This is a genomic window from Pseudomonas sp. GW456-L12, assembly GCF_059424045.1.
In genome coordinates, this window is sequence record NZ_JBWKZA010000026.1 from 44,323 (window position 1) to 68,580 (window position 24,258).

The 24,258-nt window shown below is 64.5% G+C and carries 23 protein-coding genes; 8 read left to right on the forward strand and 15 right to left on the reverse strand.

Annotated features, from left to right (window positions below):
- Nucleotides 1-24: 24 nt before the first annotated feature.
- Nucleotides 25-906, reverse strand: a complete 882-nt coding sequence (locus AC07Y9_RS25095; RefSeq protein WP_053261993.1) for a LysR family transcriptional regulator — start codon at nt 904-906, stop codon at nt 25-27.
- A 102-nt stretch (nt 907-1,008) separates the two neighbouring features.
- Here AC07Y9_RS25095 and AC07Y9_RS25100 point away from each other — a divergent pair, with 102 nt between their 5' ends.
- The 3 genes from AC07Y9_RS25100 to AC07Y9_RS25110 are packed head-to-tail and all read left to right on the forward strand — an operon-like array spanning nt 1,009 to nt 3,557.
- Nucleotides 1,009-2,067, forward strand: coding sequence for an alkene reductase (locus AC07Y9_RS25100; RefSeq protein ID WP_102680647.1), 1,059 nt, complete (start codon nt 1,009-1,011; stop codon nt 2,065-2,067).
- 10 nt (nt 2,068-2,077) lie between these two features.
- Nucleotides 2,078-2,914 carry a pirin family protein gene (locus tag AC07Y9_RS25105; RefSeq protein ID WP_102680646.1) on the forward strand — a complete coding sequence of 279 codons (837 nt, stop codon included), beginning with the start codon at nt 2,078-2,080 and terminating at the stop codon, nt 2,912-2,914.
- Nucleotides 2,915-2,972: 58 nt separating this feature from the next.
- Complete coding sequence (locus AC07Y9_RS25110; RefSeq protein WP_102680645.1) at nt 2,973-3,557, forward strand: isochorismatase family protein; 585 nt, start codon at nt 2,973-2,975, stop codon at nt 3,555-3,557.
- A gap of 114 nt (nt 3,558-3,671) precedes the next feature.
- Here the strand turns inward: AC07Y9_RS25110 and AC07Y9_RS25115 are convergent, their stop codons facing one another.
- Nucleotides 3,672-4,550, reverse strand: a complete 879-nt coding sequence (locus tag AC07Y9_RS25115; protein WP_102680644.1) for a LysR family transcriptional regulator — start codon at nt 4,548-4,550, stop codon at nt 3,672-3,674.
- A gap of 182 nt (nt 4,551-4,732) precedes the next feature.
- Here AC07Y9_RS25115 and ampC point away from each other — a divergent pair, with 182 nt between their 5' ends.
- Entirely contained in the window at nt 4,733-5,908 is a 1,176-nt protein-coding gene (gene ampC / locus AC07Y9_RS25120) for a class C beta-lactamase (RefSeq protein ID WP_102680643.1), read from the forward strand.
- Between the two features lie 182 nt (nt 5,909-6,090).
- Nucleotides 6,091-6,645 (forward strand): UPF0149 family protein, encoded by a 555-nt coding sequence (locus AC07Y9_RS25125; RefSeq protein WP_102680642.1) that lies wholly within the window; start codon nt 6,091-6,093, stop codon nt 6,643-6,645.
- Between the two features lie 112 nt (nt 6,646-6,757).
- Here the strand turns inward: AC07Y9_RS25125 and AC07Y9_RS25130 are convergent, their stop codons facing one another.
- From AC07Y9_RS25130 to AC07Y9_RS25165, 8 genes are all read right to left on the reverse strand, one after another.
- A complete protein-coding gene (locus tag AC07Y9_RS25130; protein WP_037004885.1) occupies nt 6,758-7,543 on the reverse strand; it encodes a sulfite exporter TauE/SafE family protein in 786 nt (261 codons plus the stop codon).
- A gap of 221 nt (nt 7,544-7,764) precedes the next feature.
- The gene (locus AC07Y9_RS25135; RefSeq protein ID WP_037035113.1) at nt 7,765-8,298 is read right to left on the reverse strand and encodes a DUF3087 family protein; all 534 of its coding nucleotides are present in this window, start codon (nt 8,296-8,298) and stop codon (nt 7,765-7,767) included.
- A gap of 221 nt (nt 8,299-8,519) precedes the next feature.
- On the reverse strand, nt 8,520-9,275 hold the full coding sequence (locus AC07Y9_RS25140) for a DUF533 domain-containing protein (protein WP_102680641.1): 756 nt from the start codon (nt 9,273-9,275) through the stop codon (nt 8,520-8,522).
- A 155-nt stretch (nt 9,276-9,430) separates the two neighbouring features.
- Nucleotides 9,431-9,871: a carboxymuconolactone decarboxylase family protein gene (locus AC07Y9_RS25145; protein WP_102680640.1), complete on the reverse strand. Its 441-nt coding sequence runs from the start codon at nt 9,869-9,871 to the stop codon at nt 9,431-9,433.
- Nucleotides 9,872-10,073: 202 nt separating this feature from the next.
- Nucleotides 10,074-11,513 carry a mechanosensitive ion channel family protein gene (locus AC07Y9_RS25150; RefSeq protein ID WP_102680639.1) on the reverse strand — a complete coding sequence of 480 codons (1,440 nt, stop codon included), beginning with the start codon at nt 11,511-11,513 and terminating at the stop codon, nt 10,074-10,076.
- 435 nt (nt 11,514-11,948) lie between these two features.
- Nucleotides 11,949-12,575: an isochorismate family cysteine hydrolase YcaC gene (gene ycaC / locus AC07Y9_RS25155; RefSeq protein ID WP_007927871.1), complete on the reverse strand. Its 627-nt coding sequence runs from the start codon at nt 12,573-12,575 to the stop codon at nt 11,949-11,951.
- A 59-nt stretch (nt 12,576-12,634) separates the two neighbouring features.
- Nucleotides 12,635-13,318 carry an isochorismatase family protein gene (locus tag AC07Y9_RS25160; RefSeq protein WP_007927869.1) on the reverse strand — a complete coding sequence of 228 codons (684 nt, stop codon included), beginning with the start codon at nt 13,316-13,318 and terminating at the stop codon, nt 12,635-12,637.
- Between the two features lie 97 nt (nt 13,319-13,415).
- Nucleotides 13,416-14,282: a pirin family protein gene (locus AC07Y9_RS25165; RefSeq protein WP_102680638.1), complete on the reverse strand. Its 867-nt coding sequence runs from the start codon at nt 14,280-14,282 to the stop codon at nt 13,416-13,418.
- A gap of 108 nt (nt 14,283-14,390) precedes the next feature.
- Between AC07Y9_RS25165 and AC07Y9_RS25170 the strand changes: the two genes are divergently transcribed.
- The 3 genes from AC07Y9_RS25170 to dkgB all read left to right on the forward strand — a co-directional run bounded on the left by AC07Y9_RS25170 (nt 14,391) and on the right by dkgB (nt 16,992).
- Nucleotides 14,391-15,299, forward strand: a complete 909-nt coding sequence (locus tag AC07Y9_RS25170; protein ID WP_102680637.1) for a LysR family transcriptional regulator — start codon at nt 14,391-14,393, stop codon at nt 15,297-15,299.
- Between the two features lie 124 nt (nt 15,300-15,423).
- On the forward strand, nt 15,424-15,963 hold the full coding sequence (locus tag AC07Y9_RS25175; RefSeq protein ID WP_102680636.1) for a PaaI family thioesterase: 540 nt from the start codon (nt 15,424-15,426) through the stop codon (nt 15,961-15,963).
- A gap of 225 nt (nt 15,964-16,188) precedes the next feature.
- A complete protein-coding gene (gene dkgB, locus AC07Y9_RS25180) occupies nt 16,189-16,992 on the forward strand; it encodes a 2,5-didehydrogluconate reductase DkgB (RefSeq protein ID WP_102680635.1) in 804 nt (267 codons plus the stop codon).
- A gap of 4 nt (nt 16,993-16,996) precedes the next feature.
- Here the strand turns inward: dkgB and AC07Y9_RS25185 are convergent, their stop codons facing one another.
- The 5 genes from AC07Y9_RS25185 to AC07Y9_RS25205 all read right to left on the reverse strand — a co-directional run bounded on the left by AC07Y9_RS25185 (nt 16,997) and on the right by AC07Y9_RS25205 (nt 24,201).
- Complete coding sequence (locus tag AC07Y9_RS25185; RefSeq protein WP_102680634.1) at nt 16,997-17,476, reverse strand: hypothetical protein; 480 nt, start codon at nt 17,474-17,476, stop codon at nt 16,997-16,999.
- Nucleotides 17,477-17,843: 367 nt separating this feature from the next.
- A complete protein-coding gene (locus AC07Y9_RS25190; RefSeq protein ID WP_007927857.1) occupies nt 17,844-18,263 on the reverse strand; it encodes a hypothetical protein in 420 nt (139 codons plus the stop codon).
- Nucleotides 18,264-18,397: 134 nt separating this feature from the next.
- Nucleotides 18,398-19,114 carry an MgtC/SapB family protein gene (locus AC07Y9_RS25195; RefSeq protein ID WP_007927856.1) on the reverse strand — a complete coding sequence of 239 codons (717 nt, stop codon included), beginning with the start codon at nt 19,112-19,114 and terminating at the stop codon, nt 18,398-18,400.
- Nucleotides 19,115-19,502: 388 nt separating this feature from the next.
- Entirely contained in the window at nt 19,503-22,268 is a 2,766-nt protein-coding gene (mgtA, locus tag AC07Y9_RS25200; protein WP_102680633.1) for a magnesium-translocating P-type ATPase, read from the reverse strand.
- Nucleotides 22,269-22,866: 598 nt separating this feature from the next.
- Nucleotides 22,867-24,201: a lysine N(6)-hydroxylase/L-ornithine N(5)-oxygenase family protein gene (locus tag AC07Y9_RS25205; protein WP_102680631.1), complete on the reverse strand. Its 1,335-nt coding sequence runs from the start codon at nt 24,199-24,201 to the stop codon at nt 22,867-22,869.
- Nucleotides 24,202-24,258: the final 57 nt, after the last annotated feature.

Genomic DNA, 24,258 nt, shown 5'->3' on the forward strand with positions numbered 1-24,258 from the left:
GGCCCCAGGCACGAGCCGAATCGATCAGCCCTCCTCCAGCCGCTCCCGCAGGAACTCGATAAAGCGCTGGGTCTTCGCCGGCAGCAGGCGGGTTTCGGTGAGCGCGTAGACAGGGATGGGGCTGGCTTGCCACTGCGGCATTACCCTGCACAGGCTGCCGTTGGCCAGCTCCTCGGCGACTATGCCTTGCGCCAGCACGGCGATGCCCAGGTCGAGCGTCGCCAGGCGGCGGATCAGGCCCACGCTGTTGAGCTGGAAGCGCCCGCCCACCTCGATCTCCAGCGTTTCGCCTGGACGGGACAGCGTCCAGTTGTCGGCTTTGGGCGAGCGCAGGCGCAGGCATTCATGCCCCGCCAGATCTTGCGGATGAGCCGGCTCGCCGAACCGTTCGAGATAAGCCGGTGAGGCGTACAAAAAGCGCGGCAGGCTGGCGAGCTTGCGCGCGATCAGGTTCGAGCTCGGTGGCTCGCCCATGCGAATGACCACATCGACCGGCTCGCTGATCAAATCGACCTGGCGCGGCGTCAGGTCGAAATCGAAGCTGATGCCCGGGTAACGGCCGGCGAACTCGGCGATCAGCGGCGCCAGGTAGATGGTGGCGAAATCCACCGGCAGCGAGGCGCGCAACAGGCCGCTGGGCCGCGCCAGCATTTCCCCCAGTTGCTCGTGGGCGAGCCGGGCCTCCTCGACGATGCGCTTGCAGCGCTCGAAGTACAGTTGCCCCGCCTCGGTCAGTTCGATCTTGCGAGTGGTGCGGTGCAGCAGCCGCAGGCCGATGGCCTTCTCCAGGCCGCTGATGCGCCGCGACAAGGTCGAGTTCGGCATCTCCATCGCTTGCGCCGCGCGGCGGAAACTGCGCGCCTTCACCACCTCGACGAACAGCGCCATATCGTTCAGAAACTCCACGCTGATTGCTCCACCAATGGATCAGTCATTTCAATTTAGACGGATTTATCCCGCCTTTGGATTGATCGATGATAACCACATCGCCCATTGAGGAGCACTGCCATGAGTTCGCTTTTTTCCCCCGTCCAAGTAGGTCGCCACCACTTGTCCAACCGCCTGGTCATGGCGCCCATGACCCGTTCCCGCGCCGATGATGCCGGGGTGCCCAGCGAGTTGGCGGTAACCTATTACGCCCAGCGCGCCGGCGCCGGCCTGATCGTTTCCGAGGGGGTATTCCCCGCCGCCCTGGGCAAGGGCTACGTGCGTACCCCGGGGATCGAAACCGCGGCACAGGTGGCGGCCTGGAAGCAGGTCAGCACGGCGGTGCACGCGCGCGGCGGGAAGATCTTCATGCAACTGATGCACTGCGGGCGCATCTCTCACCCTTCGCTGCTGCCTGAAGGCGCCCTGCCCCTGGCCCCTTCAGCGATCAGGCCGGCGGGCCAGACCTGGACCGCGACCGGCCTGCAGGACTTCGTCACCCCCCATGCACTGAGCGTGGAAGAAATCGCCACAGTGGTCGCGGGCTATCGGCAGGCCGCGCGCCTGGCCATCGAGGCGGGTTTCGACGGGGTCGAGCTGCATGGCGCCTCGGGTTATCTGCCGGAACAGTTCCTCTCGTCCGGCAGCAACCAGCGCAGCGATGCCTACGGCGGCTCGGTGGAGAACCGCGCGCGTTTTGTCCTCGAGGTACTGGCGGCGGTGACAGCGGAAATCGGCGGTGACCGGGTTGGCCTGAAGATCTCGCCGGAAATGAACTTCAACGACATCACCGATGCCAACCCGCAACAGACCTACCGCTACCTGGTGGAGCAGTTGCGCGGACTCGACCTGGCCTACCTGCACGTGGCCCTGTTCGGCGCCAGCGTCGACTACCACGCCCTGTTGCACCCACTGTTCGACGGCCGCTACCTGATCGGTGGCGGGCTCGACCAGCAGGCCGCTGAAACGCTGCTCGCCGATGGCCGGGCCGACGCCGTGGTGTTTGGCGCGGCCTTCCTCGCCAACCCGGACCTGCCCGAGCGTTTCCGCCGGGGCGCCGAGCTGAATGCACCGCATAAGGAGACCTTCTACAGCCCGGGCGCGCAAGGCTATACCGACTACCCGAACCTGGGCGCCTGAGGACACCGCCATGACCCATATCGCACGCCTGCAACGGATGAACCACGGCAGCCACTTCCGTGCCTTCACCCTGCGCGGTGGCCAGCCCGCCACGTCCATCGACCCCTTCCTCGCGGTCGACCACGCCTGGACCAGCGGGCCGACGTTCCCGCCGCACCCCCATGCCGGTTTTTCCGCGGTGTCCTACCTGTTCCTCGACTCCGAGACCGGGATCGACAACCGCGACTCCCTGGGCAACCGCAACCTGATCCAGCCCGGCGGCCTGCACTGGACCGCCGCGGGCACGGGCGTGGTGCATGAAGAAGTGCCCACCGAGACAGGCAAGACCGTGCACATGCTGCAGGTGTTCATCAACCTGCCACTGCACCTGCAGGGCGGCGCGCCATTCGCCTTCAGCCTCGAAGCCGAGGACGTGCCGGTGGTGCAGTTACCGGGGGTGAAAGTCCGGGTGCCACTGGGCCGCTTCGCGGATATCCATTCGCCGCTGTCGCTGCCCACCGAGGTCAGCTTGCTGGACATCTCCCTGGAGCCAGGCGCGCAGGTGACGGTGCCGATCGCGGCCGGCCATGGCGCCTTCGTGATGCCGATCGACGGTGAACTGTCGGTCGATGGCCAGCCCTTCGACCTAATGCACGCCCGACTGCCAGTGAGCCTGCCACAACCCGAAGAACGCCAGCTCAGCCTGCGGGCGGACCAGGGGCCGGCGAAGGCGGTGCTGTTTTCCGGCCGCCCCCTGGGGCAACCGGTGTATTGGCAGGGGCCGCTGGCCCTTGCCTCGCAAGAGGCGCTGGCCGCGGCCGTCGAGGCCTACCAGCGCGGCGCGTTCGGCACGCTGCAAGCGCGCTGATCGCCCTAGATCAACCCCGGGGCGCAAGCGCCCAATCTCACCTACCAGGAGCACCATCATGTCCTACGAAAGATTCAGTGCCGAAAATGCCGCCCTACTGTTGATCGACCACCAAGTGGGGACCATGGGCTGGGTGAAATCCATTCCCTTCGAAGAGATGAAACGCAACGCGCTGATGCTCGCCAAGGCCGCCAGTATCCTGCAACTGCCGGTGGTCCTGACTTCGAGCATGGAGGAATACGCCCAGGGGCCACTGCTGAGCGAACTGGAACAGATCCTGCCCGGCGAGTTCGCCGCCCGCGTCAAGCGCCTGGGGATCGTCAACGCCATGGACGATGACAACTTCGCCAAGGCGGTCCAGGCCACTGGCCGCAAGAAACTGATCATTGCCGGGGTCACCAATGACGTCTGCACGGTGTACCCGGCCCTGAGCCTGGTGCGCGATGGCTATGAGGTGCAGGTGGTGGCTGACGCCGGCGGTTCACCCAGCGCCATGGCCGATGACATCGCCCTGCGCCGGATGGACAAGGGCGGCGTGACCCTGACCAGCACCAACCAGCTGATCGCCGAACTCGCGGGAAGCTGGGCGACGCCACAAGGCGGTCAACTGGTGCAGGTACTGATGACCGCGCTGCAAGGCTGAGTCGCGCGAAAAACGATCGCCAGAACAGCGCCAGGCGGTTCTGGCGATCTGCATTGGCGCCCTCCCCGTCCGCACGCTCTGCGCCCAGGGAAACACCTGGTCTTCAGACCGCCTTCAGCCTTCCTGCACGGTCCCCAACAGCCATTCCTTGAACGCCAGCATCGCCGGGCTCTGCGCCCGGGACTGCAAGCGGGTCAGCCAATAGCTGCCGGTGGTGATGCCCACCGCGAACGGCTGGACGATGCTGCCGGCGTGCAACTGCCGGGAGAACATCAGCGGCGGCGCCAGGGCCACGCCTATACCCTGCTGCGCGGCTTCCATCATGCCCAGGGACGAGTCGAAGACGATGCTGCACGCAGGCAGGGTGCTGGCCGGCAAGCCGGCGGCGCTGAACCATTCCGGCCATTCGTCGGTGCGGTAGGAGCGCAGCAGGGTCTGGCCGAGCAGGTCGACGGGGCTGTGCAGTTGCCGAGCCAGTTCCGGCACGCAGAGCACCGACAGCGGTGCTTCCAATAGCTGGACAGCATCGGTGCCGTGCCAGGCGCCGTTGCCGAAACGGATCGCGTAGTCCAGGCCTTCGGCGGCGACGTCGACCCGGTTGTTGTGGGTCGACAGGCGCAGGTCGATAAACGGGTGGCGGGCCTGGAAGTCCTCCAGGCGCGGCAACAACCAGCCGACGGCAAAGGTGCCGACCGCGCCGACGCTGAGCATTTCGCGGTAATGCCCGCCTTCGAAGCGGCCGAGGGTTTCGGCGATGCGGTCGAAACACTCGCACAGCACCGGCAGCAGGGTTTCGCCCTCGCTGGTCAGCATCAGCCCGCGGGGCAGGCGCTTGAACAGGGTCACGTTGAGCTGGGCCTCAAGGCTTTTCACCTGATGACTGACCGCCGCCTGGGTCACGCACAGCTCGATGGCCGCGCGGGTAAAACTCAAATGCCGCGCCGAGGCCTCGAAGGCGCGCAGGGCATTCAGCGGCAGATGGGGTCGGATCATGACCACTCCCTAGTTTTTCTAATGGCTCCTGCGAAATATCGTCGTTTGCCGATCCTTTGTCGACCGCCTACATTGAGCCGGCTCGCAGCGCGCTGCTCCCTGACTGCAAGGGCAGGCGCTGGCAAAAGCCGCTCGGAGTGCAGCGGCCATTACTCTGCAAAATCATGGAATGTCAGCCCATCATGCACAACAAAAACCTAGCCCTATCCGGATTTTTCACCATTTCCCTGCTGCTGTCCGGCGCCAGCGCCTGCCTGGCCGCCAGCCAGCCGGACAGCGCGCTCAAGCCCCTGGTCGACGCGGCGATCCGCCCTTTGATGCAACAACAGGACATCGCCGGGATGGCGGTGGCCATCACCCTCAAGGGCCAGCCCCATTACTTTAACTACGGCCTGGCCTCCAAAGAAGGGAAAAAGGCCGTCGACGCCGACACGCTGTTCGAGGTCGGCTCGGTGAGCAAGCTCTTCACCGCGACCCTGGGGGCCTATGCCCAAGCCAGCGGCAAGCTGTCCCTGAACGACCCGGCCAGCCGCTACCTGCCGGCGTTGAAAGGCAGCGCCTTCGAGCACATCAGCCTGTTGCAACTGGGGACCTACAGCGCCGGCGGCCTGCCGTTGCAGTTCCCGGAACAATGGGACAGCCAGGACAAGATGCTCGGCTACTACCAGGGCTGGAAACCGGCCTATGCCCCCGGCGCCCAGCGCCTGTACTCGAACCCGAGCATCGGCCTGTTCGGCTACCTGGCCGCGCAAAGCCTGGGGCAGCCCTTCGAGCAATTGATGGAACAGCGGCTGTTCCCGCAGCTGGGCCTGCAGCACAGCTATATCCAGGTACCGAAGTCACAGATGGACAATTACGCCCAGGGCTACGGCAAGGACGGCAAGCCGGTGCGGGTCAGCCCCGGCGCCCTGGATGCCGAGGCCTACGGGGTCAAGACCAGCGCCGCCGACCTGCTGCGTTTCGTCCAGGCCAACCTCAAGCCCGAGTCGCTGGCGCAACCCTGGCCGCAGGCCATCGCCCTCACCCACACCGGCTATTACCAGGTCGAGGGCATGACCCAGGGCCTGGGCTGGGAGCTCTACCCCTACCCGCTCAGCCTGGACGCCCTGCTGGCCGGCAACTCGTCGCAGATGGCCTTCGAACCGCACCCGACCCGCTGGCTCACCCCGCCCCAGGCACCGCGGGCCGATACCCTGCTGAACAAGACCGGTTCCACCGGCGGTTTCGGCGCCTATGTGCTGTTCGTGCCCGGCAAGGACATCGGCCTGGTGCTGCTGGCGAACAAGAACTACCCCAACGCCGAACGGGTCAAGGTCGCCCATGCCCTGCTCAAGGCACTGGATGATGCGCAACCCTGAGAACAACAGCGACCGGATCGGTTATCGGGCCGGTCGCTGGAGCGACCAGGAGCACGTCGCAGCTATGACAACGCGCTCCACGACGATGATCGGCGCTGGATAAAAGCCGCGGAACGCGCCATCCTCCGCGTCTTTTTTCCGCGCAGCCCCTGGGGCTGCACGTTTTTCCAAGGAAACCCTCCATGCACAACCAGCCGCTCAGCCCCGCCGAGTTCGAATTCATCGAAGACACCCTGCTCAAGTATGGCGACGACCACTCCGTGCTCAACCTGGCCGAGCTCGACGGTTTTTGCACCGCCCTGGTGTCCGGCCCGGCCCAGGTGGACATCGCCGAATGGTTCCCGGCCATCTGGGGCGGGCAGAACCCGGACTGGCAGGACCCCGAGGAGTGCAAGCGCTTCATCGAGCTGAGCGTGCGCCATCTGAACGCCCTCGCCACGGCGCTGGCGAACGACTCGGCGAGTTTTCAGCCGCGTTTCGAACAGACCGAGCATCAGGACCAGCCGCTGACGCTGGCGGAAGAATGGTGTTTCGGCTACATCCGCGCCATGGCCGTGAGCAACTGGCCCGAGTTGCCCGCCGAACAGGCCGCCCAACTGCAAGCCATCATCACCTGCGCCGAACAGGACAACTTCGAACTGCCGGCCGACCTCGATCTGGCTCAGCATCGCCAGACCGTGGCCAGCGTCGAACAGGCCGCCCGTGGGCTGCACGATTACTGGTTGGCGCAACGCTGAGAGAGGCCTGGGGGGTGGGTCCATCACGGCCCGCCCCAAGTGTGCACACTCAAACCGCAAAAACACAAAAGCCTCCCGCAGGAGGCTCTTGGCTCGCCCCGCCAGCGCGGGGTCAGAACGCCAGCTTGTAGCCGATGGAAAACAGCATGAGCGCCAGGAACGGCCGCAGCAGTTCGTCCGAGACGCGGCCGGTCATGTGGCTGCCGAGCCAGATCCCCGGCAGCGAGCCCATCAGCAGAAAGCCCAGCAGTTGCCAGTCCATGTTGCCCATGCTCGCGTGCCCCAGGCCGGCGACCAGGGTCAGCGGCACGGCGTGGGCGATTTCAGTGCCGACCAGGCGCTTGGTGGCCAGGAACGGGTACAGGATGAACAGCGCCACGGTGCCCAGGGCGCCGGCGCCGATGGAGGTCAGGGCGACCATGGTGCCCAGGACCACGCCGGTGACCACCGTCAGGCCGTTGAGGCTGGAATCCTTCAGGTGGTAGTGATCGCCGGCGTGCTTCTGGGCAAACGCCAGGAGCTTTTTCTTGAACAGGATCGCCAGGGCGGTGAGCAGCAGCACAAAACCCAAGGCCTGCTTGATCACGCTGTTCAGCGCTTGCGGGTCGGTGTGCAGGCTCTTGAGGAACCACAGGGTGGCCAGCACCGCGGGCACGCTGCCCAGGGTCAGCCAGCCGGTGATCTTCCAGTCGATGTTGCGGTTTTTCTGATGGACCAACACACCGCCGGACTTGGTGATGGCGGCGTACAGCAGGTCGGTGCCGACAGCGGTCGCCGGGTTGATACCAAACCACAACAGGATCGGGGTCATCAGCGAACCGCCTCCCACCCCCGTCATCCCCACGATGAAACCCACCAGCAGGCCCGCGATTACAAAACCAAAATTACCCACATCCATCAATAAGCCCTACGCATCAACCGCGGCCAGGTAAAAAACTGGCGGCAGCATAGCGCTAATGCTTATGTCCATTTATATAAATAAAATCTAACGTTATAACTCTTTGCCTTTTTGCCATGTATTCGGCGCATACAACCCGCGGATTGCATGCACCCATCACATGTCGAAATCGGCTCGGAAACGGCCGGGGAAAGCCTTCGAAACCGCGCGCCCTTTGCAGGTCACTTTGCTAGCGGAATCCGCTTCACCGCTTCGATCCAGTCCGGATTCAAACGCTTCTGCTCGGTGTCCATGCCCAGGGCTTGCATCCGCTCCTTGTGCCGGTCGATCTCATGCACCGCCTGGCTCAACGCGCTGGAGTTGGCATCCAGCTGGTGCATCTGGGTCAGGCCCAGGTGATAGAAGCGCAGCAGTTTCATCGCTGTCGGGTCCTGGGCCTCGACGCCCGCGGTGACGTGGTGCATGACGTTGGTCACGCTCATCAGGCTGCGCTTGAGCTGCCAGCCGTAGACCGCCGCGGCCATCCACGGCTGCGACCAGAAGCGCACGCGCATCAGCACCATGCTCAGCACCAGCCCGGCTAGCACACCGGCGACATTGAGCTTGAAGTTATCGCCGCCCGGCGTGCCGAACAGCAGCACCGCGGCGCTGGACAGCAGCATGGCCAGGGACAGGAAAATCAGGGCAATGAACAAGGTACTGCGGCGGGTCTGCTGGCGAAAAAGCTCGGGGTTCTGCGGCTGGATCTCGAACATGGCGACGGTGCGCTCGCATGATGGACAGGCCGGCATTATCACCCTGCCCGCCCCCGGAGATGGCGAATAAATCCACGCTGCGACAATCCACCTCGGCCACGGGGCGCGTCGTCGGAGCCAAGCAGAGATTGGAAGGGATGCGGATCGAGCATGCCGGGCGTCGAATGGCATGCCCGACGCGGACAAATGGACCGGCCCCTGGCGGAGCCGGTCCTCGTGGCTCAGGCCACCTGGCCCTTGGCCTGTTGCTCCAGGTGCAGTTGCAGCTCGGGGTCGATCCGCAGCGCCGCCGCCAGTTCGTCCAGGTAACTGCGCTCGGCGTCCTGCTGATCGTCCACCAGCATCACGCTGGCCAGGTACATTTCCGCCGCCATGCCCGGCTCGCCCGCGGCCGACTGGGCCACGTCGGCGGCGTCCAGGGGACGTGCGACTTCGTCGTCGAGCCATTGCTGCAGTTGCGGGTCATCGGTATGACGGCCGATCTCGGCGCTGATCAGTTGTTTTTCCTGCTCGTCAATGCGGCCATCGGCCTTGGCCGCGGCGATCAGCGCGCGGAGGATGGCATGGCTGTGTTCTTCGGCTTCCGGGCCGGCCAGCTGGTCGACGGTACGCAACGCCTGTTGCGGCGCCGCCGATTGTTGCTGTTGTTGCCAGGCCTGGTAAGCCTGGAACGCCATCATCCCCAGGGAGGCCAGCGCCGCGTAGTTCATGCCACCGCCGGAGCGGCCCTGAGGGGCTCCACCGGAAGTCGCGCCGCCCAAGCCGGAACCGCCCAGCAGGCCGCCCAGTAGACCACCCAGGCCGCCAGCGCCCAGGCCACCCGGAGCACCGCCGCTGCTGTTACCGCCCAACAGGCCGCCGAGCAATCCACCCAGGCCTCCCAGGCCATCCTGCGGTGCCGAGGCCCCGCCACCCTGCTGCGTCATCGAGGCCTGGCCGGCGCGCAACAACTGTTCAAGCAAATCACTGGTGTTCATGGCATCGCTCTCTTCGGGCAGTTATTCAGATTGCCAACAATAGTCTTCGCCACGCATTGCGCCAACTGCTTCCGCTTGGGCCCTGATCCCTTCTCGCCAAACGCCGCGCTGGCGGTCCATTCCATCCGCCAGCCGATGGCCGGTGAGCCCGGGAATCAGGCCTGGGGCATTTTGCGGAAACCCACCGCCAGGCGGTTCCAGCTGTTGATGGTGGCGATGGCCAGGCTCAGGTCGACCTGCTCGCTGGGGCTGAACTGGCTGCTCAGCAACTCGTAGTCGGCATCCGGCGCGTGGGTTTCGCGGACCCGGGTCAGGGACTCGGTCCAGGCCAGGGCGGCCCGTTCGCGGTCGGTGAAGAACGGCGCTTCGCGCCAGACCGAGACCGCGTACAGGCGGCGCTCGGTTTCCCCGCTCTTGCGCGCGTCGGCGGTGTGCATGTCGACGCAGAAGGCGCAGCCGTTGATCTGCGAGGCGCGCAGCTTCACCAGCTCGATCAGCGACTTTTCCAGGGGCAGTTTCGATACCGCGGTTTCCAGCGCGATCATGGCTTTGAGGGCATCTGGCGAAGCGGTGTAGAAGTCGATACGCGGTTGCATGGTGTGGCTCCAGATCAAATGAATGTGGCGCTACGTTAAGCCCGGCCCCGGTCCCTACCAATAACCAATTCCGGCTAAGACCAGGTGACCAATGCCCCCCTCTTGCGTAGGAGCGCAGCTTGCGCGCGATCCGCGCAGCGGCCATTCACCGATGACGCTATCGCGCGCAAGCTGCGCGCCTGCAGGGGGCGTGCATGGACGCTCAGGCGCGCCGGCGTAGCCACTGCATAAAGCCTTTTTTCACCGCCGGCCGTGGGCTTTCCTGGGTCAGGGTCTGGGCGATGTGCTGGCGGAAATCCAGGAGGTTTTTCATCGCATCGCTGATATCGCGCCGCGCATCCAGGCACGGCTTGAGGTATTCGTTTTCGATGCGGTACAGGGTGCAGAAGGTCTTGGCCGAGAAGTCCGCCGCGGTCGCCTGATCGGCAACCCCCGCCTCGCCTATCACTTCGCCCGGCCCCATGCGCCCGGCCTCGAAGGGCTTGCCATCGCGGATCAGGCTGACCGAGACCACCCCCGATTCGATGATCAGCAGGTGATCGCTGACCTCGCCCGCCGGCAGGATGGTCTCGCCGGCGCGGAAGGTCTGCAGGGTCATGTTCTGGCTGAAGGTTTCCTTCTCTTCCTGGCGCAGGGTGGAGAAGATGCTCGAGCTGTCCAGCAGCGCCCGCGGGCGCGACAGGTGGGCCGCCACGCTGCTTTCACCGCTGGACAACAGGCTGACGCCGGACGCCTGCAAGTGCCGGAAGGCCAGGTCGAACAACTGGTTGCGCACTTCGCGCTTCTGCCCCATGGAGGCCACGAAACCGCTGATTTCGTACTCCACCCCCGCATTGCCCGAGCTTTTCAGGGCCACGCTGGGGGCCGGCTTGGGGAGCAGGAAACGGCAACCGAGCATGGCCCGTTCCAGCGCCTCGATCACCGTTTGCGGCCGCGCATGGGGGCTGACCTGGAGGCTGATGGAAAGCCCGTGCATATCGGCGGGACGGCTGAAGTTGATGATCTTGGCCTTGGCCGCCAGGGAATTGGGGATCACCGCCATGCTGCCCTGGGAGGTCTGCAGCCGGGTGGCGCGCCAGTCGATGTCGGTGACCCGGCCTTCGGTGCCGTCGATGGAGATCCAGTCATCGAGCTGATACGGCTTGGTGGTGTTCAGCACGATGCCGGAGAACACGTCGCTGAGGGTGCTTTGCAGCGCCAGGCCGACAATGATCGCCACCGCGCCGGAGGTGGCCAGCACGCCCTTGACCGGCAGCTCCAGCACATAGGCCATGGCGGCGATGATGGCGATCAGGAAAATCACCGCCCCCATCAAGTCCTGCAACAGCCGTCCGGTATGCCCGACCCGCTGCATCATCAGGGTGCCGAGCAACACCGTCAGGGTCCGCGCACCGAACAGCCACCACCCGATCTGCAACCCGGTGGCGGCCAGGTGCAGCGGCACGTCCTCCGGCCAGGGCGCCGCCTGCATCGGGTTCAGGCCCTGGTTGAACAGCAGCACGCTGTACAGGGTGAAGATCAGCACCCGCACCAGCAGCTTCCAGTAACCGCCCCGCGCGCCGATCAGGCGCCACAGCAGCATGTCCAGCAGGATCAGGATCAGCGCGGCGAACAGCGGGTGGTCGGTGAACAGGTTCGGCATCAAGCAACTCCAGCACGGTCAGAGGCGCGACAATCTCACACAAGCAACCTTGCAGGTATAGCCGGAGAAACAAAAACAGGGGCCTCATGGGAGGCCCCTGCCTGCAACGATGTCGCTCACTCTGTAGCCGCTGCCGAGCCCGCGAGGCTGCGATCGACCCCGCAAGGGGCGCGGGATCTTGAGATCGCTTAAGGACCTTCGGTCCTATCGCAGCCTGCGGCAGCGGCTACAGGGGTTGTGACCTACCGATCGGCGCTAACCCTGTAGCCGCTGCCGAGCTTGCGAGGCTGCGATCGACTGCGCAGCAGGCGCAGGGTCTTGAAACCGCTTAAGGACCTTCGGTCCTGTCGCAGCCTGCGGCAGCGGCTACAGGGAATCGCGACACCTCCGATAGCCCGGTCGGGCTCGCTGCCTTGTGTAGCCGCCGCTGGCAGGTCACTTGCCCTGGGTCAGAGTGGTGTAGCTGGTGATCAGGTTGCGGTAGTCCGGGATGTGGTTGGAGAACAAGGTGCCCAGGCCCTCGATGTCGTTGCGCCAGTCGCGGTGCAGCTCGCAGGCCAGGCCGAACCAGGTCATCAACTGGGCGCCGGCGGTGGACATGCGGTTCCATGCAGAATCACGAGTCAGGGCATTGAAGGTGCCGGAGGCGTCGGTGACCACGAACACCTCGAAACCTTCTTCCAGGGCCGACAGCGCCGGGAAGGCCACGCAAACCTCGGTCACCACGCCGGCGATGATCAGTTGCTTCTTGCCGGTGGCCTTGATCGCCTTGACGAAGTCCTCGTTGTCCCAGGCGTTGATCTGGCCGGGCCGGGCGATGTACGGCGCGTCCGGGAACAGCGCCTTGAGCTCGGGCACCAGCGGGCCGTTGGGGCCGGTTTCGAAGCTGGTGGTGAGGATGGTCGGCAGCTTGAAGTACTTGGCCAGGTCGGCCAGGGCCAGCACGTTGTTCTTGAACTTGTCCGGGTCGATGTCGCGCACCAGGGACAGCAGGCCGGCCTGGTGATCCACCAGCAGCACGGCGGCGTTGTCTTTGTCGAGACGCTTGTAGGCAGTAGTCATGGGGTAGTCCTCGCTTCTTGTCGATACCGACTGGACGTCGGCGTGGGGGGGGTGCAGCTTCAGCGCTGGGAGTCCAGCACTTCGTGCTCGTTCGCCACTTGCTGGGCCTTGAGGTAGCTCTCGATCAGCAACTGGTAATGCGGCATGGCCTGGGCGTAGACCGCGGCCCACTGCTCGGCGTCCGGGCGGTTCCACGAACCCTGCAGCTCGGAAAGCGTCGCCATGATGTCGATCGGCACCACCCCGGCCTGGGCCAGGCGGGCGATGGTCAGATCGGTGGCCAGCCGCGAATGGTTGCCCGAGGCATCGACCACCGCGAACACCTTGTAGCCTTCATGCACCGCGGCGATCGACGGAAACGCCAGGCAGACGCTGGTCAGGGTGCCGGCGATCACCAGGGTTTTCTTGCCGGTGGCTTCTACCGCCGCCCGGAACTGGGGATTGTCCCAGGCGTTGATTTCGCCTTTGCGCGCCACGTACTGGGCATGGGGCGCCTCCTGGTGGATTTCCGGGATCAGCGGGCCGTTGGGGCCCTGGGGCACCGAGGCGGTGGTGATCACCGGCATCTTCAGCAAGGTCGCAGCTTTCGCCAGGGCGATGGCATTGGCCCGTAATTGCGGCACGTCCATGTCCTTGACGATCTGGAACAGCCCGCTCTGGTGGTCGATCAGCAGCATCGCCGCGTCGTTGGGGTCGATGGTCGGCTTGGCGCCATTGAAGTTGGCAGCATTGAAGTTGTTCATGTGCAGTTCCTCTTTCGTCTAGGGCATTTATTGAAGGCACAGCCATCCCTGGCCCTGAAACCGGCCGACACGTCCTGTGCAAGTCGGTAAGTGGGGGTCAACCAGGCATCTGGCCGAAACGACCGGACTGGAAGTCGACGAAAGCCTGGTGGATCTCGGCCTCGCTGTTCATCACGAACGGACCATGGCCGACGATGGGCTCGTCGATCGGTTCGCCGCTGAGCAGCAGCACCACCGCGTCGTTGTTGGCCTCCAGGCTGAGCTGGTCGCCGTCGCGCTCGAACAGCACCAGCTGGCCTTCGCGCACTACTTCCTGGCCATTGACCTGGAGCGTGCCGCGCAGCAGCACCAGGGCGGTGTTGCGCCCCTCGTGCAGGTCGAGGGTCAGGGGCTTGCCGGCATTCAGGCGGATATCCCAGACGTCGATGGGCGTGAAGGTGCGCGCCGGACCCTTGACGCCGTCGTACTCGCCGGCGATCAACCGCAGGGTGCCGGCCTTGTCCTTCAGGGCGATGGCCGGGATGTCGCCATCGAGGATGGTCTGGTAACCGGGCGCGGCCATCTTGTCCCGCGCCGGCAGGTTGACCCACAGCTGGACCATGTCCAGGGTGCCGCCGGACTTGGCGAACGCTGCGGAGTGAAACTCCTCATGGAGAATCCCCGAGGCCGCGGTCATCCATTGCACGTCGCCAGGGCCGATCTTGCCGCCGCTGCCGGTGGAGTCGCGGTGCTCCACCTCGCCCTTGTAGACGATAGTCACGGTTTCGAAGCCGCGGTGGGGATGCTGGCCCACGCCGCGCCGCCCCTGGGTCGGGGTGAATTCAGCCGGGCCGGCGTGGTCGAGCAGCAGGAACGGGCTGATGTGCTTGCCCAGGTTGTCGTAGGAAAACAGCGTGCGCACCGGGAAGCCGTCGCCCACCCAATGGGCCCGTGGGCTGGTGTAGATACCGATGATGTTTTTCATGCGGGTGCCTCCGAAATGGGTGAGTTATTTCGTTGGATACACCTTAAAACCCATACCTTTGATGCACTAGACTGCAAAAATCGCTCTTAGCGTTCTATTTGGAGAACGATGGTGGAAGACCTCAATACCCTCTACTACTTCACCCAGGTCGTCGAACACCGCGGCTTTGCCGCCGCCGGACGCGCCCTGGACATGCCCAAGTCCAAGCTCAGCCGGCGCATTGCCCAGCTCGAGGAACGCCTCGGCGTGCGCCTGATTCACCGCACCAGCCGCCACTGTTCGCTCACCGAGATCGGCCATGAGTACTACCAGCGTTGCCTGGCCATGCGCGTGGAAGCGGAAAGCGCCGCGGAAGTCATCGAGCGCAACCGTTCCGAGCCCCAGGGCCTGGTGCGCATCAGTTGCCCGACCGCGCTGCTCAACTCCTGGGTCGGGCCGATGCTGACCCGCTACATGCTCAAGTACCCGCTGGTGGAGCTGTTCATCGAAAGCACCAACCGCCGGGTCGACCTGATCCACGAAGGTTTCGACATCGCCCTGCGGGTGCGCTTCCCGCCATTGGAAAGCAGCGACCTGGTGATGAAGGTGCTGGGCAACAGCACCCAGTGCCTGGTCGGCCACCCGGACTTTCTTGCGCGCCTGTCGAGCCCCGCCTCGCCCGCCGACCTCAGCGGCCTGCCGAGCCTGCATTGGGGCGCGGCGCAACGCGAATACCAGTGGGAGCTGTTCGGCCCCGACGAGACGCTCGCGCAGATTCGCCACAAGCCGCGGATGGTCACCGACGACCTGATTGCCCTGCGCCAGGCGGCGCTGGCGGGAATCGGCATCGTCCACCTGCCCAGCGTGGTGGTGCGCGACGATATGGCCGCCGGACGCCTGGTGCAGCTGGTACCGGACTGGGCGCCCAAGTGCAGGATCGTCCATGCGATCTTCCCGTCGCGCCGTGGCCTGCTGCCGTCGGTGCGCACGCTGATCGACTTTCTCGGCGAGGAGTTCAGCCGCAGCGATATCACCTGAGGATGCGCGCAAGGTGAAGCCTGGCCGAATCTTCCGACCTGTGGCGTTTTTGACACTGGCCGGAATAATATTTCGAACATAATATTTTCCTCGTCATCTTGTTCCGCCCAGTGAGGAAACGCCCATGCAAAGCCCATCACGAGAAGCCACCCTGGCCCAGTGGATTGCCCAGGAACAGGCCATGCGCGCGCGCCTGGCCGGCCCGGGCAGCCTGTCCCTGGCCGAGGTCAGCGCCCTCTCCCCTGCCGAATTCTTCGACGGCATCGGCAACGGCGAACTGCCCTCGCCGCCCATCGGCACGTTGCTGGACTTCATCCCCATCGAATGGTCCGCCGGGCAATTCGTGTTCCAGGGCACCCCGGATGCCCGCCATTACAACCCGCTGGGCAGCGTGCATGGCGGTTATGCCGCGACCCTGCTGGACTCCTGCATGGGCTGCGCGATCCATACCCGCCTGAACAAGGGCCAGGGCTACACCACCCTGGACCTGCGCATCAGCTACGTGCGGGCCCTGACCGGCAGCAGCGGGCCGATCCGTGCCGAAGGCAAGATCGTCCACCTGGGCCGCTCCACCGCCCTGGCCGAAGGGCGGATCTACGACGTCGATGGCCGCCTGTACGCCACCGGCTCCACCACCTGCATGATTCTTGAAGCGCGTGGCTGAAACCGCCTCTGCGTCTGTAGAAGCGGGCTCGTTCGCGAAAAAACTACGGCTTGCGCTCAGCGGTGGCCGGAAGGACGTCTCGCGAGCAAGCTCGCGCCTACCAGGGATCGTGCCTGCCCGCGCATTCGTGATTCGCGGTAAAGATTGCTTTGCCTGTCCGGCGGTTTTTCTCAAGGGTGCGGACCGGGATACTCGTGGCCTTTCCACTGCCATCTGGAGTCATCCATGTCTGTACCTGCTTTCGGCCTCGGCACCTTTCGCCTGCAAGGCCAGGTGGTCATCGACTCGGTCAGCACCGCGCTCGAACTGGGCTACCGGGCGATCGACACCGCACAGATCTACGAGAACGAAGCCGAGGTCGGCCAGGCCATCGCCTACAGCGGCATCCCCCGCGACGAGCTGTTCGTCACCAGCAAGATCTGGGTTGCCAATTTCGCCCGCGACAAGCTGATCCCCAGTCTCAAGGACAGCCTGCGCAAGCTGCGGACCGACTACCTGGACCTGACCCTGATCCACTGGCCGTCACCGGACGACCAGGTGCCGGTCGAAGAGTTCATGGCGGCGTTGCTGGAGGCCAGGCAACTGGGGTTGACCCGGCAGATCGGTGTTTCCAACTTCACCATCGACCTGATGCGGCAGGCCATCGCCGCGGTCGGTGCCGAGCACATCGCCACTAACCAGATCGAACTGCATCCCTACCTGCAGAACCGCAAGGTCGTGGAGTTCGCGCAAAGCCAGGGGATTCACATCACCTCGTACATGACGCTGGCCTACGGTGAAGTGCTCAAGGACCCGGTCATCCAGCAGATCGCCCAGCAGCATCGGGCGACGCCGGCCCAAGTGACCCTGGCCTGGGCCATGCAATCGGGTCATGCGGTGATTCCCTCCTCGACCCGGCGCACGAACCTGGAAAGCAACCTCAAGGCCTGTGCCCTGACCCTGGGCGAAGCAGACATGCAACGCATCGCCGATCTGGAGCGTGGTCATCGTCTGACCAGCCCCGCCGGCATTGCACCGGCGTGGGACTGAGGCCTTAACGCACCACGGCATTCAACCGAATGCCATCGGGGGCGATCTCTTCCTCATTGGAACTGCTGGGAAACTTTCCGGCCGCCGGGATCTTGCTCCGGTGGCCGGTGTCGATGGCCGCCATCAAGCAGCTGATGGTCTCGTGGTCCGGCAGCGGCAGGCTGCTGATATACAGCTTGCGCTGCGGACCGAGTGGAATCGAAGGCACGCCGAGAAGCTCGGAGTCATAGACCAGCACATGACGGATCTGCGGGTTATCCATGCAAAACGCCACGATATCGAGCCGGGCCTGCAACCCCAGCGAGGCGTTGATGATCAGCAAGTCCATTGGCTCACTGCCATATTCCACGACGTTCAACACCTCGACGAGTCGATACATCGGTGCAATCCGGTAATAGCCCAGCTGGTTCAGCACCCGCTCGATCTTCATTCGATGAAAATGCTGTTCATCGGCGATCAGGATTCGTAACGTTTTATTCGGCATTTGTTCGCGACCATGAAAAAAGTCTGAGATGACAGGCTCCAAGCCTATGAATAAAGGCTAGGGGAGCAGCCGATAGTTTTCTCTAAGGGTTTTCTGAAAAGCCCTACTCCGAACTACTAAAATGCGGCTTTCCCCTACTTTTCGAGCCCGAAATGCTCGTTTTCCTGGGATATCCGCCCACATCGGCGGCACTCATCGGCTATCCATGGGCGGCCATGAATCCTGCTTTTTATCCGCTCCGGATGGAGACAAAAGACCCGCCCGACCCGGTAGCGGCCATCAGAGAACCGCTGGCCAGGTGGCGGTCCACCTCCAGTAGCACGACGCAAGCCCTGTTCCCAGCAACTGCGGGGGGCTATTCCAGTGTTCAGAAGGTTCGGTCTTTGCCCGAGGAGGCGGGAGGATTGATATGGGCAATGAAGCGCTGGAGGATCTCCTGCGTGGCGCCCTGCACCCAGAGAATCTCCTGTAGCGCAGAGGCACCGAGGACCACCGGCAATGCCTGTTCGGTGCGACCGCCATAGATCATGGCATGGCGGATCTGCGGGTTGCCCTGGCAGAACGCGCCGGCGTCCACCCCGGCGGCGAACGCCAGCTCGCCGCTGAGCAGCAACAGGTCGAAGTTCTCGAAGGGGTCGCAGGAATAGTGAGTCAGGGTCACCAGTTCGCGGAAAGACTCCACCGCCGCGACGCGGAAATACCCCAGGCCATTCAACAAACGCTCGATGCGCCCACACTGTTCCCGGGACGCATCGGCAATCAATATTCTCAAGCGTTTGTTGGGCATCGGCGTGGCAACTATCGGTTGAACACAGAGGCCCGACAGACTATCCGATGGCCCCAGGCCGACTCTTTAAGACAATTCCCAAAAATTACCGCGCACAAGAAATTTCTCCCAGGAAAGCCCCCTGCACGGGCGCTTTATTCGGTGGTGCTGGGGCTCCAGAACGCCTGCTCCACCAGGGCCGAGGTGGACAGGCGCGCCACCAGGGCGTCGAGCTCGTCGCCGTCCACCGAAGTGGTGGCCAGGGTGGCTTCGATCTCCACGTCGTCGTTGCCGAAGGCATGGACATCGATGTCGCTGGCCGGGTAGTTGCTGCGTTCCAGTTCCGCTTCGAGCAGGGCGAACACGGCCTTCTGCTTGGAGCGATGGGCGATGACATAGACGATATTGGTGACCTCGGCGGAGATCACATCCAGCGGCTGGCGGTTGATGTTGTTGACGATCGGTCGCAGCAGGGTGTTGGCCGCCAGCACGAACAAAGTGCCGAGAAAGGCTTCGAGAATCAGGTCGGCGCCGGCGCAGGCGCCCACCGCCGCCGAGGCCCAGAGGGTGGCCGCGGTGTTCAGGCCACGCACGTTGCCCTCCTCGCGCATGATCACCCCGGCGCCGAGAAAACCGATGCCGGACACCACATAGGCCACCACCCGCACCGCCCCTTCGGCGCCGCCGAGGCGGTTGGCCATGTCGACGAAAATCGCCGCGCCCACCGCCACCAGCACGTTGGTGCGCAGGCCGGCGGTGCGTTGCCGGTACTGGCGCTCGAAGCCGATCAGGCCACCGAGGATAAAGGCCGCGCTGAGGCTGACCAGGGTGTCCACCAGGGAGGTCAGGTTGATGTTCTGGAGTGCTTGCATGAAGGGAGTCCTTGAGTACGCGGCGGTCGGCTGCCGTTAAAGGATAGGTGCACTTTGCCGGTGCGAGCGGGCGGCGATCCAACCGCCCGCGATGAGTCCGGCTGGGGTGCCGGGTATCTTGCACCGGCGGGTATGACGAGCAGATGGCGATCGCCGGTTGGCCCGCGAAACCTGGGCCGCTGCGCGGCCCATCGCGGGCAAGCCTCGCTCCTACGGATAGATGGCGCTCATCGGGCAAGCGTTGGATTGACCCTGTAGCCGCTGCCGCAGGCTGCGATCGGCCCGAAGGGCCGTGGCGTTCGTGCCAACGCCGGAGGACCTGCGGTCCTGGCGCAGCCTGCGGCAGCGGCTACAGGGGTTTTGTGCTGCGCTGGCCGCGAGCCGCAGCTTATTGCCAGCCGAACCGGCGGATATAAAAGCCCTTCACCGCCTGGGTCAGCGCCATGTACGCCAGCAGGATCACCGGCAGGAACACGAAGTACAGCGACGGCAGCGCCTGCAGCTTGAAGTAGTGCGCCAGCGGGCCCATGGGCAGGAAGATGCCGATGGCCATGATCAATCCGGTCATCACCAGCAGCGGCATGGCCGCGCGGCTTTGCAGGAAGGGGATCTTCGGCGTGCGGATCATGTGCACGATCAGGGTCTGGGTCAGCAGTCCGACCACGAACCAGCCGGACTGGAACAGGGTCTGGTGGTCCGGGGTATTGGCATCGAACACGTACCACATCAGGGCAAAGGTACTGATGTCGAAGATCGAACTGATCGGCCCGAAAAACAGCATGAAGCGCCCGACGTCCGCCGGCTGCCAGCGCTGCGGGCGGGCCAGCATTTCCTCGTCGACGTTGTCGAACGGAATGGCGATCTGGGAAATGTCGTACAGCAGGTTCTGCACCAGCAGGTGCATCGGCAGCATCGGCAGGAACGGAATGAAGGCGCTGGCCACCAGCACCGAGAACACGTTGCCGAAGTTCGAGCTGGCGGTCATCTTGATGTACTTGAGCATGTTGGCGAAGGTCCGCCGGCCTTCCAGCACGCCCTCCTCCAGCACCATCAGGCTTTTCTCCAGGAGGATGATGTCCGCCGCTTCCTTGGCGATGTCCACGGCGCTGTCCACCGAAATGCCGATGTCCGCGGTGCGCAGCGCCGGCGCGTCGTTGATGCCGTCGCCCATGAAGCCGACCACATGGCCGTTGCCCTTGAGCAGGCGGACAATGCGTTCCTTGTGCGAGGGTGTGAGCCGGGCGAAGACATTGGTGGTTTCCACGGCCTTGGCCAGCTGGGTATCGCTCATGCGCTCGATGTCGTTGCCCAGCAGCAGGCCCTGCTGTTCCAGGCCGACTTCGCGGCAGATCTTCGCCGTGACCAGCTCGTTGTCGCCGGTCAGCACCTTCACCGCCACGCCATGGGCGGCCAGGGCCTCAAGGGCCGGCGCGGTGCTTTCCTTGGGCGGGTCGAGGAAGGCCACGTAACCGATCAGGGTCAGCCCCTGCTCGTCCGCCAGGCTGTAGCTGTCGCGGCCCTGGGGCATCGGCCGGGCGGCCACGGCCACCACCCGCAGCCCTTCGCCATTGAATTGGGCGGTGACCTGGCGGATCCGCGCCAACAGCTCGTCGCTGAGCATTTCCTCGGCGGCGCCATGGCGCACCCGGGTGCACACCGCCAGCACCTCCTCCACCGCGCCCTTGCAGATCAGCAGGTGCGCACGCTCCTTCTCGGCCACCACCACCGACATGCGCCGCCGGTTGAAATCGAAGGGAATCTCGTCGATCTTCTGGAACGCCGTGCCGACCCTCAGCTCGCGGTGCACTTCGACGTGCTCCAGCACCGCCACGTCCAGCAGGTTCTTCAGGCCGGTCTGGTAGTAGCTGTTCAGGTAGGCCATTTCCAGCACGTCGTCGGACTCCTCGCCCCAGACATCCACATGCCGGGCGAGGAAGATCTTGTCCTGGGTCAGGGTGCCGGTCTTGTCGGTGCACAGCACATCCATGGCGCCGAAGTTCTGGATCGCGTCCAGGCGCTTGACGATGACTTTCTTGCGCGACAGGAACACCGCGCCCTTGGCCAGGGTCGAGGTGACGATCATCGGCAGCATTTCCGGAGTCAGGCCCACGGCGATCGACAGCGCGAACAGCAGCGCCTCCATCCAGTCGCCCTTGGTGAAGCCGTTGATGAACAGCACCAGCGGCGCCATGACGAACATGAAGCGGATCAGCAGCCAGCTGACCTTGTTCACCCCGTTCTGGAACGAAGTCGGTGCCCGGTCGGTGGCCCCGACCCGCTGCGCCAGGGCGCCGAAATAGGTGGCGTTGCCAGTGGCCAGGACCAGCGCGGTGGCCGCGCCGGACACCACGTTGGTGCCCATGAACAGGATGTTGTCCAGCTCCAGCGGGTTGAGGGTGGCGGCGTCCTGCTGGCGCGGGAATTTCTCCACCGGCATCGATTCGCCGGTCATCGCCGCCTGGCTGACGAACAGGTCCTTGGCGCTGAGCACCCGGCAATCGGCGGGGATCATGTCGCCGGCCGAGAGCTGGATCAGGTCGCCCGGCACCAGTTGCCGGATCGGCAGTTCCAGGCGTTGCTGGCCCTGGCTGGCCACCGCCGCGCCATGCAGCCGGGCGAACACCGACGGCGCGGCGTCGACCACGTTGCGCCGCAGCACAGTGGCGGTGTTGCTGACCATTGCCTTGAGGGCATCGGCAGCCTTGTTCGACTTGGCCTCCTGCCAGAAGCGCAGCAGCGTGGAGAGCACCACCATGGAAAAAATCACCGTGGCCGCCTTCATGTCTTCGGTCAGCCAGGAGATCACCGCCAGCAGGGTCAGCAGCAAGTTGAAGGGGTTCTTGTAGCAATGCCACAGGTGCGTCCACCACGGCAGCGGCTGCTCGTGCTCGACCTCGTTGAGGCCATGCTGCTCGCGCAGGGCCTGGGCCTCGGCCTCGCTCAGGCCATCGGTGTGGCTGCCGAGGCGTTGCAGCAGGTCCGTGGCATTGTCGTTGGCCGCGGCCACCAGGGTGTGCGCGAGGCTCGGCGGCAGGTCGCGGCTGACGCTGGCGTCGCTGAAGCTCTCCAGCAAGGCCAGGCGGCGAAAGTGCCGGGCGAAGTGCCGGGTCCGCAGGAAGCCGGCAAAAAACTCTTTGAGCAGGGTGAGGTTCATGGTGTGTCCCCTAACGGTCGGCGCCGGGAGACTCACAGCCAGGTCTGGTTCGCCGGCCGCGCAAACAGGCGCAGCCGTAGCGCGGTGATGCGGCGCCAGGCCGGGCATCACCCACTGTTGCAGTGTCGATGAGAGGGACATCGGGAACGGGCCCTGAAGGCCACGATCGGGAAGCCGCCGCTCGCTGTCATGGCGAGACAACGGCACAAAAAGCGGGCGCGTTATCTTGCCGGGAAGGTGCCGGTTATCGAAACCGGCCGACTACTGTCACTCGAACAAGTACCCACTGTGGGTCTCCGCTTGATGGAAAACGCGCGAAGCTTACGCCGCGGTTTTTGCAGAGTAAATCGACGGCAAGGCGCTGGCGGGGGAATCGAAAAGTTCTTCAGCGAAGGTTCAGGAAGGGGCCACGGACAGGCCCCAAAGGCAGGAAATGCGGGGACCTCATGCCCCCTGTCGTGGGCAAGCTCGCGCCTACAACGATAACGCGATCCTGTAGGAGCGAGCTTGCTCGCGAGGCGTCGGAGTAGTCGACGGAGCGTGCAAGCCGGGCCATTTTTTCGCGAGCAAGCTCGCTCCTACAACGTTACCCGGGCAATCAGCTGGCGGTGGCCAGCAGCAGGTCGCGCACCGAACGGCTGTGGCGGCCTTTGTCGTGCTCGTACAGCGAGGCGGCGATTTCCTCGGCGCGGATCGGCAGCACCGACAGCAAGGTGTCGCTCAGGCCGTGGCTGGCCTGGCTGAAGCCCTGGGTGTAGATGCCGGCCTTGCAGCGCTCGTCGGTGATCACCCGGTAGTTGCGATCCACTTCGAAGTCGCCCAGGTAGGCTTCCAGCGGCGCCAGCAACGCACGGTGGGTCTGGCGCTCGTAGCCGGTGGCCAGGATCACCGCGTCGTAGTGGCGGGTGCTCAGCTCGCCGGTGGAGGTGTTGCGCAGCACCAGTTCGACGCCCTGGGCGGTGGCGGTGGCTTTCTCCACGGTGGTCAGGGTGCGGAAGGCATGGCGCGCGATGCCGGAGACTTTCTGCCGGTAGAGAATCCCGTAGATGCGTTCGATCAGGTCGACATCCACCACCGAGTAGTTGGTGTTCTGGTACTCGTGGACCAGGCGCTCGCGCTCGCCGCTCGGCTGCTGGAACACCAGGTCGGTGAAGGCCGGCGAGAACACTTCGTTGACGAACGGGCTATCGTCCGCCGGCTTCAGTGCCGAACCGCGGACCAGCATGTCCACCTGCACCGAAGGGAAGCTGTCGTTGAGGTCGATAAAGGCCTCGGCGGCGCTCTGCCCGCCACCGATGATCGCCACGTTCATCGGCTGGCCGCTGGCGCACGGCTGGCTGGCCATGCGTTCCAGGTAATGCGCGTGGTGGAACACCCGGCCGTCGTTCTTGAGCGCCTTGAAGGTGTCCGGGATCAGTGGCGTGCCGCCAGGGCTGACCACCACCGAACGGCTGGTGCGGACGAACTCCTGGCCCTGGCTGTCGCGGGAAATCACCCGCAGCGCCTCGACCTGCTGGTTGTGCAGCACCGGCTCGATGGCCAGTACTTCTTCACCGTAGCGGCTCTGCTCCTGGAAGTGCCCGGCGACCCAGCGCAGGTAATCGTTGAACTCCATGCGGCACGGATAGAAGGTGCCCAGGTTGATGAAGTCCACCAGGCGGCCGTGGTGCTTGAGGTAGTTGACGAAGGAGTACGGGCTGGTCGGGTTGCGCAGGGTCACCAGGTCCTTGAGAAAGGAAATCTGTAGGTCGCTCTGGGCCACCAGCGTGTTGCCGTGCCAGCGGTAGTCGGCCTGCTTGTCGAGAAACAGCGCGTCCAGCGGACCCTGAATCTGGCCACGTTCTTCCAGCGCGATAGCCAGCGCCAGGTTCGAGGGGCCGAAACCGATACCGATCAGGTCGTGAACGATGGTCGATGCAATTGCCTGTGTCATTTCCAGTGTCCTCTGGATAAATCCCTCAACGCGGGGAGAAATCGACGGTGACCTGAT

Excerpts from the sequence above, each read along its gene's own strand:
- AC07Y9_RS25100 (WP_102680647.1), top strand. The coding sequence starts at position 1,009 with ATGAGTTCGCTTTTTTCCCCCGTCCAAGTAGGTCGCCACCACTTGTCC.
- AC07Y9_RS25105 (WP_102680646.1), top strand. The coding sequence starts at position 2,078 with ATGACCCATATCGCACGCCTGCAACGGATGAACCACGGCAGCCACTTC.
- AC07Y9_RS25110 (WP_102680645.1), top strand. The coding sequence starts at position 2,973 with ATGTCCTACGAAAGATTCAGTGCCGAAAATGCCGCCCTACTGTTGATC.
- AC07Y9_RS25115 (WP_102680644.1), bottom strand. The coding sequence starts at position 4,550 with ATGATCCGACCCCATCTGCCGCTGAATGCCCTGCGCGCCTTCGAGGCC.
- ampC (WP_102680643.1), top strand. The coding sequence starts at position 4,733 with ATGCACAACAAAAACCTAGCCCTATCCGGATTTTTCACCATTTCCCTG.
- AC07Y9_RS25125 (WP_102680642.1), top strand. The coding sequence starts at position 6,091 with ATGCACAACCAGCCGCTCAGCCCCGCCGAGTTCGAATTCATCGAAGAC.
- AC07Y9_RS25130 (WP_037004885.1), bottom strand. The coding sequence starts at position 7,543 with ATGGATGTGGGTAATTTTGGTTTTGTAATCGCGGGCCTGCTGGTGGGT.
- AC07Y9_RS25135 (WP_037035113.1), bottom strand. The coding sequence starts at position 8,298 with ATGTTCGAGATCCAGCCGCAGAACCCCGAGCTTTTTCGCCAGCAGACC.
- AC07Y9_RS25140 (WP_102680641.1), bottom strand. The coding sequence starts at position 9,275 with ATGAACACCAGTGATTTGCTTGAACAGTTGTTGCGCGCCGGCCAGGCC.
- AC07Y9_RS25145 (WP_102680640.1), bottom strand. The coding sequence starts at position 9,871 with ATGCAACCGCGTATCGACTTCTACACCGCTTCGCCAGATGCCCTCAAA.
- AC07Y9_RS25150 (WP_102680639.1), bottom strand. The coding sequence starts at position 11,513 with ATGCCGAACCTGTTCACCGACCACCCGCTGTTCGCCGCGCTGATCCTG.
- ycaC (WP_007927871.1), bottom strand. The coding sequence starts at position 12,575 with ATGACTACTGCCTACAAGCGTCTCGACAAAGACAACGCCGCCGTGCTG.
- AC07Y9_RS25160 (WP_007927869.1), bottom strand. The coding sequence starts at position 13,318 with ATGAACAACTTCAATGCTGCCAACTTCAATGGCGCCAAGCCGACCATC.
- AC07Y9_RS25165 (WP_102680638.1), bottom strand. The coding sequence starts at position 14,282 with ATGAAAAACATCATCGGTATCTACACCAGCCCACGGGCCCATTGGGTG.
- AC07Y9_RS25170 (WP_102680637.1), top strand. The coding sequence starts at position 14,391 with ATGGTGGAAGACCTCAATACCCTCTACTACTTCACCCAGGTCGTCGAA.
- AC07Y9_RS25175 (WP_102680636.1), top strand. The coding sequence starts at position 15,424 with ATGCAAAGCCCATCACGAGAAGCCACCCTGGCCCAGTGGATTGCCCAG.
- dkgB (WP_102680635.1), top strand. The coding sequence starts at position 16,189 with ATGTCTGTACCTGCTTTCGGCCTCGGCACCTTTCGCCTGCAAGGCCAG.
- AC07Y9_RS25185 (WP_102680634.1), bottom strand. The coding sequence starts at position 17,476 with ATGCCGAATAAAACGTTACGAATCCTGATCGCCGATGAACAGCATTTT.
- AC07Y9_RS25190 (WP_007927857.1), bottom strand. The coding sequence starts at position 18,263 with ATGCCCAACAAACGCTTGAGAATATTGATTGCCGATGCGTCCCGGGAA.
- AC07Y9_RS25195 (WP_007927856.1), bottom strand. The coding sequence starts at position 19,114 with ATGCAAGCACTCCAGAACATCAACCTGACCTCCCTGGTGGACACCCTG.
- mgtA (WP_102680633.1), bottom strand. The coding sequence starts at position 22,268 with ATGAACCTCACCCTGCTCAAAGAGTTTTTTGCCGGCTTCCTGCGGACC.
- AC07Y9_RS25205 (WP_102680631.1), bottom strand. The coding sequence starts at position 24,201 with ATGACACAGGCAATTGCATCGACCATCGTTCACGACCTGATCGGTATC.